The following is a 16076-nucleotide window of genomic DNA, read 5'->3' as shown; positions in this document are numbered from 1 at the left end:
ACGCATCACGAATTTCGCCATCATATTCCCCTACAGCATCTCGTACGCATCGACGTCGATCGCGTACTGCGTCTCCGCGGGGGCAGGCAGCGCGATTAGCTCTTCGGCCAGGAGCTTGCGGACGGGGGGCAAGTCGCGGGCGAAGATCAGCAGGTGGAACCGCGAGTAGCCGCGAAGACGCGCGAGGGGCGCTTCCGCCGGGCCGAGCACGCGAACGTGGGGACGCAGGGTTTCGTCCTTGGTGCGGCGTGGTCGCGCGGCCTCCTGTTCTGCGAGGCGCGTTCGCAGGCGTTCGGCGATCGCGTCCAGCCAGACCCGCGCGGGCGTGGGGTCGGTGCAGCGGGCGACGATGCGCAGCAGGCGCTCGAACGGCGGATAGCCATGCTCGCGACGGAGCTTCAATTCGAGTTCGGCGAAGCGGCGGTAATCGTGCTTCCGCGCCGCCTGCAGCGCCGGATGCTCGGGCGAGTAGGTCTGCACCAGGACGGCGCCTTCGGCTTCGCCTCTTCCCGTACGCCCTGCGACCTGCGTGACGAGCTGAAACGTTCGTTCCGAGGCGCGGAAGTCGGGGAAGTGCAGCGCCGTGTCCGCGTTGATCACGCCGACGAGCGTGACGTTCGGAAAGTCGAGCCCCTTGGCGATCATCTGCGTGCCGAGCAGAACGCGGATCTCGCCCCGGCGGAAGCGACTGAGCGCCTCTTCGTGGCTGCCCGGCTTCTTCATCGTGTCGCTGTCCATCCGCAGACAGGCGAAGTTGGGGAAGCGGGCACGGACCTCCGCCTCCAGCCGCTCGGTGCCGACCCCGGCGTAGCGGATCCCTTCCGCGCGACATTCGGGGCAGCGCTGCGGCGCCGGCATCTCGAACTCGCACCAGTGACAGACCGCGGCCTCGCGATCGCGATGATGGGTCAGCGACAGGTCGCAGTGGGGGCACTGCACCACGTGACCGCACGCAGGGCACTGAATCTGCGTCGCGAAGCCCCGGCGGTTGAGCAACAGGATCGTCTGACCGCCCGCTTCGAGCGATTCCCGCATCGCCCGTTCGAGCAGGCGACTGATCGCGCCGCGGCGCGTGCGACCGCGATCGTCGGTTCGCATGTCGAGCAGCCGCACCTCGGGCAGCGGTCGGTCGAGCACCCGCCGGGGCATGTCGAGCCGCGTCGCCTTGCCTGACTCGCAGGCCTGCCAGGTTTCCAGCGAGGGCGTGGCCGAGCCGAGCACGACCGCCGCGCCCGATTGTTTCGCCCGGCGGATGGCTACCGCGCGGGCGTGATAGCGGGGCGTCTGATCCTGCTTGAAAGAGTTGTCGTGTTCTTCGTCGATCACGATCAGGCCCAGCCGATCGAGCGGCGCGAAAATCGCGCTCCGGGCGCCGATCACCACGTCGGCGGAACCCTCCGCGATCTGCTTCCACTCGGCGTGACGTTCGGAGTCGGTCAGATGCGAATGGAGAATCGCGATCCGGTCGAACCGTCCGCGAAAGCGCTCCAGCGTCTGCGGCGTCAGGCTGATCTCGGGCACGAGGACGATCGCCTGCCGACCCTGTGCGACGACGCGATCGATGGCCGCCATGTAGACCTCCGTCTTGCCCGAGCCGGTGGCGCCGAACAGGACGAAGTTCTCCGGGCGACGAGCTTCCGCCGCGTCGAGGATCCGGGCGAGCGCTTTCGCCTGGTCGTCGTTCAGATGCAGCGGCTGCGTCCGGGCGACATCCTTCGCGGCCCGACGCTGCGGCGCGTCGCGCTCGGTATCGCCGACGATCAGGCCCTTCTTTCGGAGCGCCTGGATCGTGGCCAGCGACTTGCCCGACGCTTCGACCAGTTCGGGCGGAGTGAGCGCTCGGCCTGCCTGATCGAGGGCTTCGAGGATTGACCGCTGCGTGGCGGTGATCTTCGCCGCCGCTTCGCCGCCGCTCCAGTCGGTCGCGGTGCGGAGGTAAGTCCGTTCGCGAGTTCCCGCCAGTCCGCGAACGCCGGCGGGCAACATTCCTTCCAGCGCCTCGCCGACGGAGCAGACGTATTCCTCCGCGATCCACTTCGCCAGGTCGAGCATGCCGGGCGAAACGATCGGCGCCTTGTCGACCAGGCTGCGGAGTTCCTTCAGCCGGCGTGTCGATTCGGCTCGATCCGCCGCCGGGGAAACCCGAATGCAGTAGCCGATGCGAAGATGATTCTGCGGCCCCAGCGGCACGCGGACCCGCATCCCTTCCCGCAGATGGGGACGCAGGGGTTCAGGCAGTAGATAGTCGTACGGTCCGAACGGCGGTTCCGCGAAAGCGACCTCGACGACCAGCCGATCGCGCAGTTCATCCTCTTCCCAGGGAGCCTCCGGCGGCTCGGACTCGAAGAGCGAGGGCTGGCGATCGGTCACGGATTCTCGACAATCGGACGCTGGGAACGCGGAGAGCTTCGGAGCTGATCGGTCATTTTACGGGCGAGGGAGCGACACGTGCGGCTGGGCATCTTCGGGGGAACGTTCGATCCGATCCATATCGGCCACCTGCTGCTGGCCGAGACGTTTCGCGAAGAGCTCCGGCTCGACGAGGTTCGTTTCGTCCCCGCTGCCGTGCCGCCGCACAAGCAGGAGGACGAGATCACCGACGGCGACAAGCGGGTCGAGATGCTGAAGCTCTCCGTCGCGGCCCATCCGGCCTTTCGCGTCGATTCATCGGAACTCTCCCGCGGCGGCGTCAGCTACACGGTGGAAAGTCTGCGGCGACTTAGAGAAGAACTGCCCGAGGCCGAGATTTTCTTTCTCATGGGGGGCGATTCGCTGGCGGAGTTCCTGACCTGGAAGGAACCGGGCGAGATCCTGAAGCTGGCGACGCCCGTCGTCGCCCGTCGCGGGTCGGACGCGCTGCTCGACTGGTCGCATCTGGCGGGCATCGCCAACGCGGAACGGCTGGACGAGATCCAGCAGAGCCAGTTCGCGACGCCGCTGGTGGAAATCAGTTCGACCGAAATTCGTCGCCGGCGAGCGGCCGGTCGATCGATCCGCTACCGTCTGCCGCGAGCGGTGGAAGAGTACATTCTGGCCCAGCGGTTGTACGAACGCCCCCGGCCAGGCGACAGCGGGCCGGCGTAGTCGATCCACTTTTAAGCGACGATCCGATGATCTGGTTCCGAGATTTCGTGCCGCAGATCCTGCAGCAGCCGGGCTTCTTTCAGCCGGGCGAGTACCAGTCGTTCGAGGAGGCGCTGGAACTGGCGAACGAGTGGATCGTCGCGACGGGCGTGGAGGTCGTCAACGTGGAGACGGTCGTACTGCCCAACATCTGGAGCCAGTACGAAGAGGGCTCGACCGATACGGCCCTTCCGACCAGCGGCGAGATGGCGAGCGAATGGCACCAGTTCATCCGCGTCTGGTACCGGGCGGATACTCGCGTTCCCGCCGAGCGCAGGGGGTGAGCCCTTCGTGGTTTCGCGGCGCCTGCTCGATGGGGACACGGAGGGCTGACACCCTCCGCTCGCCAAGAAGCCTAAGCCGCCTGTTTCTGGGCGATCGCCTTCCGCAGCGCTTTCGACATCGGCGCGGACTGAATCGCCGCATCGGCGCGGAGCGCGTCCAGCACGAGTTCGAGCTGCTCGACCGAATTGAGCGTCAGGTCGAGGAAGAACCACTTTCTGCCCGCGATTTCGCAGGCGCCGCTGCGCGTTTCGCCCAGATGCTCGGAGCGGATGCGGTAGCCGATCCGGCTCGCGACGGAGAGCGCTTCTTCCAGCAATTCGACGGCAGACATCCCTGTCTCCTTAACGCCGAGGCGATCATTCGCCCCGCATGAATCGCCCCGTTCGCCCCTCCGCCCGAAGCGGGCTTAGTCAAACGGGGCAAGTCGTCCCTGAGGCTGCCGATTGTACGAATCGTTCCTGAAGAGAACCAGTTCGACGCGACGATAGGCCCTAGGTGCGGAAGAACCTCAGGCAGGGACGGGCGACGTGACGGACCAGGAACGGATCGCCAGGCTGGAAGCCGAGAACGCCTCGCTGCGAGCGTCGCTCGCTGCGGCGAACAGCGCCTTGGCGGACGCCCAGAAGAAGACCGCGCTCGGCGATCTGATGGGGACGACGACGCACGAATTCAACAACGTCCTGACGACGGTGCTGAATTACGCCCGGATGGGGCTGCGGCATACGGATCCGGAAACGACGAAGAAGTCGTTCGAGAAGATCCTGGCTGCCGGCGAACGGGCGGCGCGGATCACGCGGAGCGTGCTCGGCATGGCCCGCAACCGCTCGGGCGGGTTCGAGCGGGTCGATCTGCGGTCGGTCGTCGAGGAGACGATGGTCCTGCTCGAACGCGAGCTGTCGAAGTATCGCGTCAGCGTCGATTACGATCTGGCCGACGTCCCCCTGATCGAAGCGGACGGAAACCGTCTGCAGCAGACGCTGATGAACCTGCTGGTGAACGCCCGGCAGGCGATGCCGTCGGGGGGGACGCTCTACCTGCGACTGGCCCACTCGCCCGAGGAACGGCTGGTCGAACTGACGGTCCGCGACACCGGCTGCGGCATTCCGACCGACAAGCTGCCGCGGATCTTCGACGGGTACACCTCGAAGTCGGGTCCCGACGAGACCGGCAAGGGGGGCACGGGCGTCGGCCTGGCGCTTTGCAAGGAGACGATCGAGGCCCACCACGGTCGCATCCGCGTCGAAAGCGCCGTCGGCAAAGGGACGGCCTTCATCCTGAAGTTGCCCGTCGATCAGCCGAAGAGCGACGCGGTCGCTGCGCTGTCGGACGTGCGTTCGCCTGCGTGAGTGACTGGGGATCGGCGATCATCGCTCCTTCGGGTGGCGCTGGCTTCGCCAGTGTCGGCGATGGAAGCTGAGCTTCCACATTGGTCGACCCTAAACAGGAAAACACTGGCAGAGCCAGCGCCACGCGAGAAGAGCCGGAACCGAGATCTGGCGCAATTGCGGCGAGTTCGCGACTTACTGCGGCCCTGCGGGCTGTCCGTCGGGGAGGGTCAGGCGCTGCCGCATATCGAGCAGTAAAGCCCGTTCGAGCGATCGATCGCGGCCCTTGGGGATCCAGCCGCGGATGCCGGAGGGGATCTCGACCGCGGGTTCGGTCGACTCGCCGATGGCGTTCTCCGGGATGATCAGTTCCCGGCTGAACATCGTGTTTTCCGACTGGGGCAGGTTCTCCAGTTCGGTGTGGGCCTGAACCTCGATTTCGTAGCCGCCGGTCGCCGGGCGGGCGACGACGACGACCCTCCGGCGGATCGACTGCAGCGTGGCGAAAAGCTTCTCGTAGCCCGGCGTCGAATCTTCCCGCCAGGGTTCGAGCAGGGTCGAACCTACGAGCGGCCAGGTCTCCAGCGTCCCTTCGGTCAGGATGCCGTCGACCACGCGGAGGGGTTCTTCCTTGGCGATCTGGAAGTCGTCGTCGACCGCGTCGGCGATCTGTCGCCAGACGAACTGAGCGTCCTGCTGCGGAATGAAGAGGGGGTTGGTCACCGCCGGCAGCGGGGTCGGCTGCCGGTGATGGTCCATGAACGGCAGTGCGCAGCCCGACAGGACGCCGCACCCGACCGCGAGCCCCAGTAGGAATCGGGCGACGAACCGTCCGCCTGCGCACGCGGGGGCGCTGCTGGGCGAAGTCCAGACGGAAGCGTCGCGGCGTGCCACCGTGATTCGTGCCTTCCGAAGCGGTTTCTTCCGCGCGGCGCGCGGAATCGGAGGGCTTAGGTAGCCGAATTCGCCCGCGATCCTCAAGAGGAATCCGGTCGGTTCAGCCGAAGCGCTGCTCTCATTCGCATGGCGGCGAGCGGGGGACGTCAGTCCCCCGAGGCCGAATCGTTCGAGCGTCAGGAACCTCGGGGGATTAACATCCCTCGCTCGCCTTCATGAATCAGCGTCTCTCACTCTGGTTGTACGAAAAAGGCCGACGTCGGCTGGCGGGGGCGCGCGGTCGTCGTGGGCCAGTCGAGGGTCGAGTATCTAGAATTTCGACCGCGACGCCTGGGCCGGCGCTTATCCCCGCCAGAAGAACGATACGCGCGGACAGGTTCAGAAGGCGACACTTTTCTTTTTCGCGGCTGTTCATGACGAATCCACGCCAACGAATCGGGAGCAGAGGCGAAGAAGGCGCTTCGCATGAGGGCTCAAGCCGATGGCGAGTCTGGCTACCTCGGGTCGTCGCGGTCGGCTCTCCGCTCCTGTTCGCGGCGATCTCGGTGACTGCTGAGCAACTGAGCCTACGCGGCAATCTCGACTTGATGATGAGGAACCACGTCATCAATGCGAACCTGCTCCTTGCCGTCGCAGCGTCTGCGGCAGGCGGTCTCTTCTGCCGCGAACGGTGGCGGGACCGGATCGGCGACGCACTCCGGGCGGGCGTCTACGCCTTCGTCGCGTATCTGGTCATCGTCTTACTCTCGGTCCGAATCATCGAGTAGCCGCCGGTTCGCCGCGCATTCGGCCCTTTCCGTGAACCCTTGACCCTCCCGGACGGTCGATCGACAATCGACAGCTTCCCTCGGCGTGCCGTTTCGGCGGCCCCGCCCCCACGTTTTCCCTCCGGAAGGCCGCCCGTCGCCTTTCTTTGGGAGCTGTGCCTTCCTTCGGAACCTGCGAATGCCTCAGGCGACTTCCCTTTCCCAGGTTCCCGACCTTGCCGGACGATTCGGCGCTTTCGGCGGTCGTTACGTTCCAGAGACCCTTTCGAGGGCGCTCGACGAGTTGACCGCAGAGTACGCGAAGGCTCAGAAGGACGCGGCGTTCCGGGCCGAACTGGACGATCTGCTCAAGCGGTTCGTCGGCAGGCCTTCGCCCCTCTACTTCGCCGAGCGTCTAACGAAACGCGCCGGCGGAGCCCAGATCTGGTTCAAGCGGGAAGACCTGAACCACACCGGCGCCCACAAGATCAACAACACGCTGGGCCAGGCGCTGTTGACGATGCGGATGGGGAAGAAGCGGGTCATCGCCGAGACCGGCGCCGGCCAGCATGGCGTCGCCAGCGCGACCGCCTGTGCCCACTTCGGCCTGGAATGCGTCGTCTACATGGGCGCGGAAGACGTCCGCCGGCAGGCGCCGAACGTCTTCAACATGCGGCTCATGGGGGCGGAGGTTCGCCCCGTCCATAGCGGATCGAAGACTCTGCGCGACGCGGTCAACGAGGCCATGCGGGACTGGATGAGCAGCGTCGAATCGACGCACTACATCATCGGCTCCGTCATCGGCCCCCATCCCTTCCCGCAGATCGTCCGCGACTTTCAGTCAGTGATAGGGAAGGAAGCGCGGGAGCAGTGCCTGACCGACTGGAACGCCCTGCCCGACTGCGTGGTCGCCTGCGTCGGCGGCGGCAGCAACGCCGCGGGCATGTTCTTCCCGTTCGTCGACGATAAGGACGTGCGACTGATCGGCGTCGAAGCGGGCGGGCGTGGACCGCAGGCGGGCGAGCACGCTTCGCCCCTGTCGTACGGCTCGCCCGGCGTGCTGCACGGGACGTTCAGCTACGTCATGCAGGACGCCGACGGACAGACCTCCGACGTCCATTCGATCTCAGCCGGTCTCGACTATCCCGGCGTCGGTCCCGAACACAGCTACTGGAAGGACGCCGGCCGCGTCGAGTACCTCGCCTGCGAAGACAGCGCCGCTCTCGAAACGTTCGACGTCGTCGCCCGGAACGAAGGCATCCTGCCGGCGCTCGAATCGTCGCACGCGATCGCCCGGGCGATGGACCTGGCCAAGACGATGTCGCCCGAGCAGCGGGTGCTCGTCTGCTTGTCAGGTCGCGGCGACAAGGACGCCCGGGAGATCGCCCGGCTGAAGGGCGTGACGATCGATTGAGTCGCCGGAGCGGATCGTTCGGCTCCTCCGGGTGCCACTGGCTCTGCCAGTGCCGACTCGAAGGAAAGCCGGCCATGACGGAAAGTCTGGTGCAGCTTCCTAGCCAGCGCCGTCCGGGTCGAACCTCGTGCAAGCGCGATCGCGAGTCCGCATCGAACGCTCGTGAAAACGACAGGTGGGTCAATGACCCACCCTGCGAAACCAAGACACATAACGAAACCAGGCTCTCCCGCATGAACCCCATCGACGCCGCGTTCGCCCGACTTCGCGAGGATGGCCGCAAGGCGTTCATGCCCTTTCTGACGGCGGGCGATCCCGACCTGGGGGCGACCCGGGATCTGCTATTGGACTTCTCCGCCGAGGGATGCGACTTGTGCGAGGTCGGCGTCCCCTACAGCGATCCGATCGCCGACGGCCCGGTGATTCAAGCCTCCTACTCCCGGGCGCTGGAGAAGAAGGTCAAGGTCGGCGAAGTCTTCGATATGCTCGCAAAGACGACGCCGGAACTTGCCTGCCCCGCGGTGACGATGGTGAGCTATTCCATCATCCATCGCTGGAAGCCGGACGCCTTTCTCGATCGGGCGCAGGCCGCGGGCGTGCATGGCGCCATCGTGCCCGATCTGCTCGTCGAGGAGGCGAAGGAACTGGCGGAGAAGTGCGCCGCACGGGACTTCAAACTGATCTCGCTCGTCACGCCGACGACGTCGCGGGAGCGGACGCAGCGGATCCTCGACGTCTGCACCGGCTTCGTCTATTACGTGAGCGTGACCGGCATCACGGGCGAGCGGACCGAGATTCCCGCGACGCTGCTCGAGAACGTCGGCTGGCTCAAGGAACAGACCGATCTCCCCATCTGCATCGGCTTCGGCATCAGCAAGCCAGAGCATATCCGCCGCCTCGCCCCCGTCGCCGACGGCTTCATCGTCGGCAGCGCCATCGTCCGCCGGGTCGAGGAAAACCTCGACCAACCCCGCGACGTCCTGCGATCGAAGATCCGCACGTATATCCGCGAGATGATCGCCGCGGCGAAGGAGCCGGTGGGGACGGCGGGGTAATCGCCCTGAGCTGCTTCTTTGAGCTCGCGAGTGAAGCATGTCCCTGCCGCGACGCATACGCCCCATCGATTCGAACAAGCTTCAGCAGCTGACGATCGATCGACTATTGGCGTATCGCAAACTTGCATTGTCGTTAGAGAACGCTTCCGCCGCGTCGGATTACGCAGATATGCTGGATGCGCTTGATCCGGAATACATCTGGTTCAAAGATGACCCGCGATGGGAACCCTTGTACCAGGCCGTGCTTGAAGAACTGCGACGACAACAGGCTCGCGGTACGGACTGAGGTGGGGGTGGCCCGGATTGCTTGCAATCCGGGTCAACGAAGTCGACAAGAGAAGCGGCAGCCGGAGCGACCGACGACATCGATCGACGTGGCGAATGGTCCATCGCTCCTCTTGCGAAGGAACCGGTGCGTTCGGCGGGATGAGGTTGAACGTCTAAATGGTTGAGCGAAGTGTCCCGCACGATTCGAACATCGGGATCGATCTATGTTCGTTGCGCGAGTATCGTTTCCGTTCGACGCCGATAATCGCGATGCCGTCGCGGACGCCGCCAGCAATCTGATGGCGTGTTGGTATAAGAACGGGCAGGTCGTCGATAAGCAAATCGAGGTCAATCGGGGGATGCGACTGGATGTGTTCGTTCGGATCGCGGAACCTACTTCTCTCGATCCTGCGAACGACAATGTCTATGCCGCCGAATACCGTTCTCGCATGCTTCCGATCGTTCCCGAGATCGAGATTCTCGGTTCCGAGATCGACTCGTCGTCAATTTGCGATTGCTCGTCGAGTTCCGCGCTGGCGCTTTTTACGCACTATCTTTCGACGTCGCCGCCGGTCTGCTGTCTTGATTGTTTCGGCGCCGTGCCGCTTTATCGGCTGCCGCATGTCAAGGATCGAGAGCACCTGACGTTGCTGAAATGGGCGGCGGATTATCGCGCCTGCGACACTTTACAGATGAACTGCACGACGGGCGAGCGCTTCGGAGAGCGGCAGTTATACGACCCGTCGAGTTCGCTCTCGCGAAATGGTCGCAGTCTGGCTGCCGAGATCGAGCGACTTTCCGGCATCCCGGTGTACTACTACCTTCACAAGATGCGAACTCGCCGTCGCGAATCCGATCTGACGCGACCTTGCCCTGATTGCGGCGAGCCTTGGAGACTGGAGTCGCCGTTGCACATGTTCGACTTTCGCTGCGATAGCTGCCGACTTCTTTCGGCGTTTGCGTCCATGACTTCGTGACAGCTCGACGAACCCGGTCCGCGTCAAATCGAGTCCATGGGGTCGTCGCCCGGATTGCAAGCAATCCGGGCCACCCGAGAGAGAAAAGGATCGAGTAAATGTTCTCGACTGCTGTCGATTCCCCTCCCGCTCGTACGACGCAGGGGTAGACGGCGGGGAAGGCTCTGCCGGGTTCGCTCTGACGCGTGCTGGAGAATCGACCGATGGCAAAGCTGCAACGCATCGTTCCGTGTCTGTGGTTCGATAATCAGGCGGAGGAGGCGGCGAACTTCTACGTCGGCATCTTCCCGAACTCGCGGATCCGGGCGGTGACGCGGTTCGGCAAGGCCGGACAGGAGATCCACGGGAAGCCGGAAGGCTCGGTCATGACGGTCGAGTTCGATCTGGACGGCCAGTCGTTCTCGGGCCTGAACGGCGGACCGATGTTCAAGTTCAGCGAGGCGATCTCCTTCCAGGTCATCTGCGAGACGCAGGAAGAGATCGACCGGTACTGGGAGAAACTCGGCGAGGGGGGCGACCCTGACGCCCAGCAGTGCGGCTGGCTGAAGGACAAGTTCGGCCTCTCCTGGCAGATCGTTCCTGCCGGGATGGAGGAGTTCTTCCAGGGCGGCCCCAACGCCGGCTCCGAGCGGGCGATGTCCGCCATGCTGCAGATGAAGAAGATCGATATCGCCGCGCTGCATGCGGCTCGCGAGGGAGCGTAAGGCCGGTGCATCCGACCCGTCTGGGTGCCATGCCCACGTCGCGAAGCAGCGTGGGCATGTTAGGTTCGGCCGGCCCTTAGCATGCCCACCCTGCCTGCGGCGATGTGGGCATGGCACACGAGAGGCCTAGCCGAGCGCGAACGCGGCGGGAAACAGGGCTGGGCAAGCCAGCCGTGGCACGCAAGCGGACGACGAGCCCTACAGGATCGGCTCGGCCTTCACGTACAGCTCCTTCGGCGCCTCGGCGTAGTACTTGAACATGGCGGGGCAGATCCAGCCTTCCATGGGGGGCTCTTCGAGGGCGTAGTAGTTGCCGCCCGACGCTTCGCGGAGCCAGGTCAGCTTCTTCTGATGTCCCGGAAAGGGCTTCGCGCTGAAGAGCATGCGGAAGCCCTTGTCGGCGTTCGGGACGTCCTCGACCAGTACGTCGATCATCTCCGGAATGCCGGCGACGAACGGTTCCTTGACGAGGCCCGCACGCGCGTCGTCGAAGACCCACGTCCCCTGATAGCGATAGGGGGCGATCACCATGATCGCGTTGGCCGGCGGGCGGGGGCGTTGCAGCGCCGCGAAGACGCCGGTCTGCCAGGCGATAAGACCCGCGATCACGATCGGCGCGAGCGCCAGGAGCGCGACCCGCCACCAGCGAAAGCGCACGGGGCGCACGACAGGCCGTTCCTCCAGGGGAGCGTTCATGGCTGACTTTCCGAGAGAAGAGAAGCGAGAAGAGGCGTCGCGCCCACGCACATCGGCGCTGCGAGGGGCGACAGTCGTTCACGTTACTTCTTCGGCAGTCGGAGCGAAAGCTTGACGCGCCGACGACCTTCCAACGCGAAAATCTACAGCCTTAGATGCGTCGGGCCGATGATTTTCGTTGGCGGAATGCTCTTTGCCTATTCTGTGTCTGGGGAATAGAGTTGAAATAGATATTCCGATCCGCAGGAGGTCTTTCGATGCGAGAAGATTTCCCTTCGAGCGCGCTGGAACGCTATTTCAGCGGGCTGACGGAGTTCACTTTCCAGACCCGGCTGGGGGTCGCGGACCCCTCGCTGACGGACTATCTCTCTCAGCTGCTGATCGCCTTTCTGCGAAACGACACGCTTTACAGCGTTCGCGACGGTGAGGGTCGACCTCTCTCCCGAATCGGAGAGATGCTGGGCGAGGCCGAGCGCCGCATGGGGAGCGCCCGGCGGGACGTTCATCGGCATATCGGCGATTTCGCCCTGTTCTGGGTCGGCCTGTTCCCCGAGGCGCTGCGACTGCGGGACGGTCAGCCGGACGAGGATCGCTACGAGGATTACTGTTCGCACGGCAAGCGGGCGTATTACCTGGCCAGCGAGATCGAGACCGACCGCGATCCGCCGGGCGACGTGCTCGAACGGCTGAGCTGCGACTTCGAGATGTGCGCCTACGGCCTCCGTGAAGTCCGCCGGGAATGGGAGGAGCGCGACGGCTCGGGCGGAATGATGCTGATCCGGTGACCGGCGCCTGCTGCCTCTTGTAGGGCTGGCGCCCTCGCCTACCACGAACTGGGTACACGCTGCGATGGCACACGGGCGCCTGCCCTGCGAGACTGGCCCGCCATTGCAGAAGAGCGTCCGCTATATTGGAGGCTCCCCGTCCGCCTTCCTTCATTCGTTAGCGACCGGCATGGCTTTTCGATTCGGACGATCGGCGCTGGCATGCGCGGCGCTCGCGCTCGGCGCCGCTTTCGCGACGTCCCTTCCCGCGCTTGCCCAGGACGTCGCTCCCGCTGAATTCCCGGGCTACTCGACGCTCGAGCGGTTGCAGGAACGCTGGCAGGCGGCGGAGGCCCATCCGAACGTCGCGCTGATCGAGTACGGCCAGACGAAAGAGGGCGTGCCGCTGCAGGCCCTGAAAATCGCGAAGGATCAGGAGCGGACGCTCCCGGCGATACTGATCGTGGGGTCGATCGATCCGGACGATCTGCTGGGCGCCGAGCTGACGACGCGGGTGGTCGAACGCTGGGTGCAGGCCTTCGCCGACAGCGAACAGCGACCCGTCTGGAACGAACTTCTCGATCGGGCACAGTTCTACGTCATCCCCTGCCCTGCCCCGTCGGCGTACGCGAAGAACTTCCGCTTTCCCGTGCAGGGAGCGAAGGGCAACCTGACCAAAACCGACGACGATCGCGACGGGCGCGTCGGCGAGGATCCGACGCAGGATCTCGACGGCGACGGCTGGATCACGCAGCTTCGCGTCGAGGATCTGGCAGGCGAATGGCTCCCCCATCCGCAGGAGCCGCGGGTGCTGGTGAAGGGGGATCGGGCGAAGGAAGAACGTCCCGGCTATCGTCTCTACACGGAAGGTTTCGACGACGACCGGGACGAGGACTGGAACGAAGACGGCTCGGGCGGCGTCTCGTTGAACCGGAACTTCCCGCACGAGTACGCGTATTTCACGCCCCACTCGGGCGACTATCCGACCAGCGAGCGCGAGACGGCGGCGCTGGCCGATTTCGTGTTCGACCGGCCGGAGATCCTGGCGATCTTCACGGTCTCCGACGACGACAACCTGTTCGAGCCGTGGAAGCCGAACGGCGACAAGGAGAAGGAGCGGATCAAGTCGGTCGTGCTCGAAGCCGACGCCAAGCCGCTCGACCGGATCGCGGAGCGCTATCGCGAACTGCACGGCGGCAAGGAGCCTCCTAAGCCGGAGAAGACGTCGGGCTCCTTCGTTCGCTTCGCCTACTTTCAACTCGGACGCTGGTCGCTGTCGTCGCGGACGTGGTGGATTCCGCCGCTGGACGAAGAGGCGGCGAAGGAGATCAAGGACGACCGGGAGTCGTACCGCGTGCGGGCGATGCGATGGCTGGAGGCGAATCAGATCCCCGGCTTCGCTCCCTGGAAGCGGGTCGAGATTCCGAACGCCAACGGTCGCGTCGTCGAGGCGGGGGGCCTGCGGGAGTTCTATCTCTGGCATCCGCCCGAAGAGGCGCTCGACGCCCTGGCTGAGAAGCATCTGGCGTGGTTCAAGGAACTGCCGGAGAGCTTCCCGAAGCTGGAACTCGCCTCGGTACAGAGCGAATCGCTCGGCGCCGGCGTTTATCGGCTGACGATTCGCGTCGCGAACGTCGGGAAGCTGCCTACGATGACGGCGATGGGCGAAATCAACGGTCGCCCCATGCCGCTGAACTATGATTTGACGCTGCCGGACGGAGTGCGGCTGCTGAAGGGGCATCCGCGAGGTCGCTGGGAGCGACTGCAGGGATACGACGGCTCTGCCCAGCGGGAATGGCTCGTGCGCGTACCGGACGGAACGCCGACGACGTTCGGGTTCACGGTCGGCTCTCCGGCCGTCGGAACCGTTCACGTCGACGGCGATCTGAAGGGGAAGTAGGTCGAAGCCGGTTCTTGGTTTCGATCGGCTTCGCACGACGCTGTTTCCGCGCGCCGATTCCATCTCGAATTCCCGCTCGCGAAGCAGCACCGTGAACTATCGCTCCGTGGCTTGTGCGCTCGTTTCGTCGCTTCTCGCCGTCGTCCTGCCGGACGCGATTCGTGCGCAGGAGGCCGCTCCTGCTCAGGAAGCGGCTCCGCCGAAGATGCCGTACTCCGCGGTCGGCACCCCGGCGAATCCGAAGGTCGTCGTTCGCTGGAACCGGTATCACGACTACGCCGAGTCGACGGCCATTCTGGAGCAACTCGCGGCGGAGCATCCCGGGTTCGCGAGCTTGCAGTCGCTGGGCGATTCGTTCGAGGGGCGGAAGATGCACCTCCTCACGATCGCCGATCCGGAGGGCCGCGACCCGGTCGATCGTCGGCCCGCCTTCTGGATCGACGCCGGCATTCACGCGAACGAAATCCAGGTCGTCGAAACGGCGCTCTACACGGCGTGGTGGCTGCTGGAGATGCGCGAGGAGAGCGAGTTCGTGCAGCGATTGCTGCGGGAGCGGACGTTCTACGTCATGCCGATGATGAGCCCCGATTCGCGGGACGCTCATATGTACGAACCGAACACGACCCACTCGCCCCGCACCGGTCAGCGACCGATCGACGACGACAACGACGGTCGCGTCGACGAAGATCCTGCCGACGATCTGGACCGTGACGGCAACCTGACGCAGATGCGCGTCCGCGATCCGAACGGCGACTACAAGGTCCACCCGAAGTATCCGCACCGGATGATTCCGGCGGAGGAGCACGATCCGCCGGAGGCACGCTATCGCCTGCTCGGTCAGGAAGGGTTCGACAACGACGGCGACGGGCGCGTGAACGAAGACGGCGACGGATCGTACGATCCGAACCGCGACTGGCCCTGGGGCTGGCAGCCGGAGTACGTGCAGAACGGCGCCTGGCGCTATCCGCTGGCCGTGCCGGAGAACCGCCTGGTCGCCGACTTCATCGTCGCCCATCCGCACATCGCCGGCGCCCAGACCTATCACAACGCGGGCGGCATGCTGCTCCGCGGCCCGGGAGTGAAGAGCGATCCGTACGCCCGCGGGGACATCGCCGTCTACGATCGCTTCGGCAAGGCGGGCGAGCGAATCCTGCCCGGCTATCGTTACATCAACGTAGCCGAAGACCTGTACGAGGTCTTCGGCGGCGAACTCGACTGGCTGCATCAGGCCCGCGGGATCTTCGCCTTCAACAACGAACTCTTCACCAGCTTCAACTACTTCCGCCAGGGGGGCGGCAGCTTCTTCGGCTCGAACGAGGAGATCGACGAGTTCGACGAACGGTTGCTGCTGGGCGAAGGATTCACGCCTTGGAAAGAGGTCGATCACCCGGACTACGGCAAGGTCGAGGTGGGCGGACAGAAGAAGAACTGGTCGCGGCAGCCGCCCGGCTTTCTGCTGGAGGAAGAGTGCCATCGCAACATGGCGTTCACGCTGCTGCATGCCGACGAGATGCCGCTGGTCGCGGTGCAGTCGGTGGCGACGAAGCGACTGGACGACCGGACCTGGGAAGTGACGGCGATCGTCGAGAATACGAAGTGGACGCCGACCCGCTCGCAGGCGGATCTCGACCGGAAGATCACGCCGCCCGATCTCGTCACGATCGCAGGCGACGGTCTGGAAGTCGCGGTCGCGCAGGTCTCCGACGAGCCCTTCTTTCGCAACGCGGAGTTCCAGGAGGTCGAACCCGCGACGGTGCGGCTCCCCCGCCTGCCCGGCGAATCCGTTCGCTACGTCCGCTGGATCGTCGCCGGCGAAGGCGAGGTCACGGTCGCCATCGAATCGGTCAAGGGCGGCACGGATCGGAAGACGGCGAAGCTCGAAGCGGTAGAATGAAATCGACGCGCCGCCAGGTGGTCGATTCA

At 65.0% G+C, this 16076-nt stretch carries 16 protein-coding genes; 12 read left to right on the top strand and 4 right to left on the bottom strand.

Annotated features, from left to right (window positions below):
- Nucleotides 1-30: 30 nt before the first annotated feature.
- A complete protein-coding gene (gene priA, locus SH602x_RS21590; RefSeq protein ID WP_479474255.1) occupies nucleotides 31-2370 on the bottom strand; it encodes a replication restart helicase PriA in 2340 nt (779 codons plus the stop codon).
- Between the two features lie 78 nt (nucleotides 2371-2448).
- Between priA and nadD the strand changes: the two genes are divergently transcribed.
- Entirely contained in the window at nucleotides 2449-3084 is a 636-nt protein-coding gene (gene nadD, locus SH602x_RS21585; protein WP_479474254.1) for a nicotinate-nucleotide adenylyltransferase, read from the top strand.
- 26 nt (nucleotides 3085-3110) lie between these two features.
- Complete coding sequence (locus SH602x_RS21580; protein WP_479474253.1) at nucleotides 3111-3407, top strand: hypothetical protein; 297 nt, start codon at nucleotides 3111-3113, stop codon at nucleotides 3405-3407.
- Between the two features lie 71 nt (nucleotides 3408-3478).
- Here SH602x_RS21580 and SH602x_RS21575 read toward each other — a convergent pair whose 3' ends face one another.
- Nucleotides 3479-3739 carry a hypothetical protein gene (locus SH602x_RS21575; protein WP_479471057.1) on the bottom strand — a complete coding sequence of 87 codons (261 nt, stop codon included), beginning with the start codon at nucleotides 3737-3739 and terminating at the stop codon, nucleotides 3479-3481.
- 196 nt (nucleotides 3740-3935) lie between these two features.
- On the opposite strand from SH602x_RS21575, the gene SH602x_RS21570 reads away from it, so the two are divergent.
- Nucleotides 3936-4754, top strand: coding sequence for a sensor histidine kinase (locus SH602x_RS21570; RefSeq protein WP_479471058.1), 819 nt, complete (start codon nucleotides 3936-3938; stop codon nucleotides 4752-4754).
- 174 nt (nucleotides 4755-4928) lie between these two features.
- On the opposite strand, the gene SH602x_RS21565 is transcribed toward SH602x_RS21570, so the two are convergent.
- Nucleotides 4929-5627: a hypothetical protein gene (locus SH602x_RS21565; protein WP_479474252.1), complete on the bottom strand. Its 699-nt coding sequence runs from the start codon at nucleotides 5625-5627 to the stop codon at nucleotides 4929-4931.
- A 593-nt stretch (nucleotides 5628-6220) separates the two neighbouring features.
- Between SH602x_RS21565 and SH602x_RS21560 the strand changes: the two genes are divergently transcribed.
- From SH602x_RS21560 to SH602x_RS21535, 6 genes are all read left to right on the top strand, one after another.
- A complete protein-coding gene (locus tag SH602x_RS21560; RefSeq protein WP_479474251.1) occupies nucleotides 6221-6397 on the top strand; it encodes a hypothetical protein in 177 nt (58 codons plus the stop codon).
- Nucleotides 6398-6575: 178 nt separating this feature from the next.
- Entirely contained in the window at nucleotides 6576-7790 is a 1215-nt protein-coding gene (trpB, locus tag SH602x_RS21555) for a tryptophan synthase subunit beta (RefSeq protein WP_479474250.1), read from the top strand.
- Between the two features lie 233 nt (nucleotides 7791-8023).
- Nucleotides 8024-8845, top strand: a complete 822-nt coding sequence (gene trpA / locus SH602x_RS21550; protein WP_479474249.1) for a tryptophan synthase subunit alpha — start codon at nucleotides 8024-8026, stop codon at nucleotides 8843-8845.
- A 37-nt stretch (nucleotides 8846-8882) separates the two neighbouring features.
- Nucleotides 8883-9131, top strand: coding sequence for a hypothetical protein (locus SH602x_RS21545; RefSeq protein WP_479474248.1), 249 nt, complete (start codon nucleotides 8883-8885; stop codon nucleotides 9129-9131).
- 205 nt (nucleotides 9132-9336) lie between these two features.
- Complete coding sequence (locus SH602x_RS21540; protein WP_479474247.1) at nucleotides 9337-10089, top strand: DUF2310 family Zn-ribbon-containing protein; 753 nt, start codon at nucleotides 9337-9339, stop codon at nucleotides 10087-10089.
- Between the two features lie 203 nt (nucleotides 10090-10292).
- Nucleotides 10293-10793 (top strand): VOC family protein, encoded by a 501-nt coding sequence (locus SH602x_RS21535; protein WP_479474246.1) that lies wholly within the window; start codon nucleotides 10293-10295, stop codon nucleotides 10791-10793.
- 198 nt (nucleotides 10794-10991) lie between these two features.
- Here the strand turns inward: SH602x_RS21535 and SH602x_RS21530 are convergent, their stop codons facing one another.
- Nucleotides 10992-11489: a DUF6717 family protein gene (locus tag SH602x_RS21530; protein ID WP_479474245.1), complete on the bottom strand. Its 498-nt coding sequence runs from the start codon at nucleotides 11487-11489 to the stop codon at nucleotides 10992-10994.
- Between the two features lie 257 nt (nucleotides 11490-11746).
- Here SH602x_RS21530 and SH602x_RS21525 point away from each other — a divergent pair, with 257 nt between their 5' ends.
- The 3 genes from SH602x_RS21525 (at nucleotide 11747) to SH602x_RS21515 (ending at nucleotide 16047) form a co-directional block, all read left to right on the top strand.
- A complete protein-coding gene (locus SH602x_RS21525) occupies nucleotides 11747-12274 on the top strand; it encodes a hypothetical protein (RefSeq protein ID WP_479471064.1) in 528 nt (175 codons plus the stop codon).
- A gap of 169 nt (nucleotides 12275-12443) precedes the next feature.
- Nucleotides 12444-14153, top strand: a complete 1710-nt coding sequence (locus SH602x_RS21520) for a M14 family zinc carboxypeptidase (RefSeq protein ID WP_479474244.1) — start codon at nucleotides 12444-12446, stop codon at nucleotides 14151-14153.
- Nucleotides 14154-14244: 91 nt separating this feature from the next.
- Nucleotides 14245-16047: a M14 family metallopeptidase gene (locus SH602x_RS21515; RefSeq protein ID WP_479474243.1), complete on the top strand. Its 1803-nt coding sequence runs from the start codon at nucleotides 14245-14247 to the stop codon at nucleotides 16045-16047.
- Nucleotides 16048-16076: the final 29 nt, after the last annotated feature.

The organism is Lignipirellula cremea (assembly GCF_056501455.1).
The sequence above is the reverse complement of the archived record's forward strand: the minus strand, read 5'-3'. Positions and strand labels throughout refer to the sequence as shown.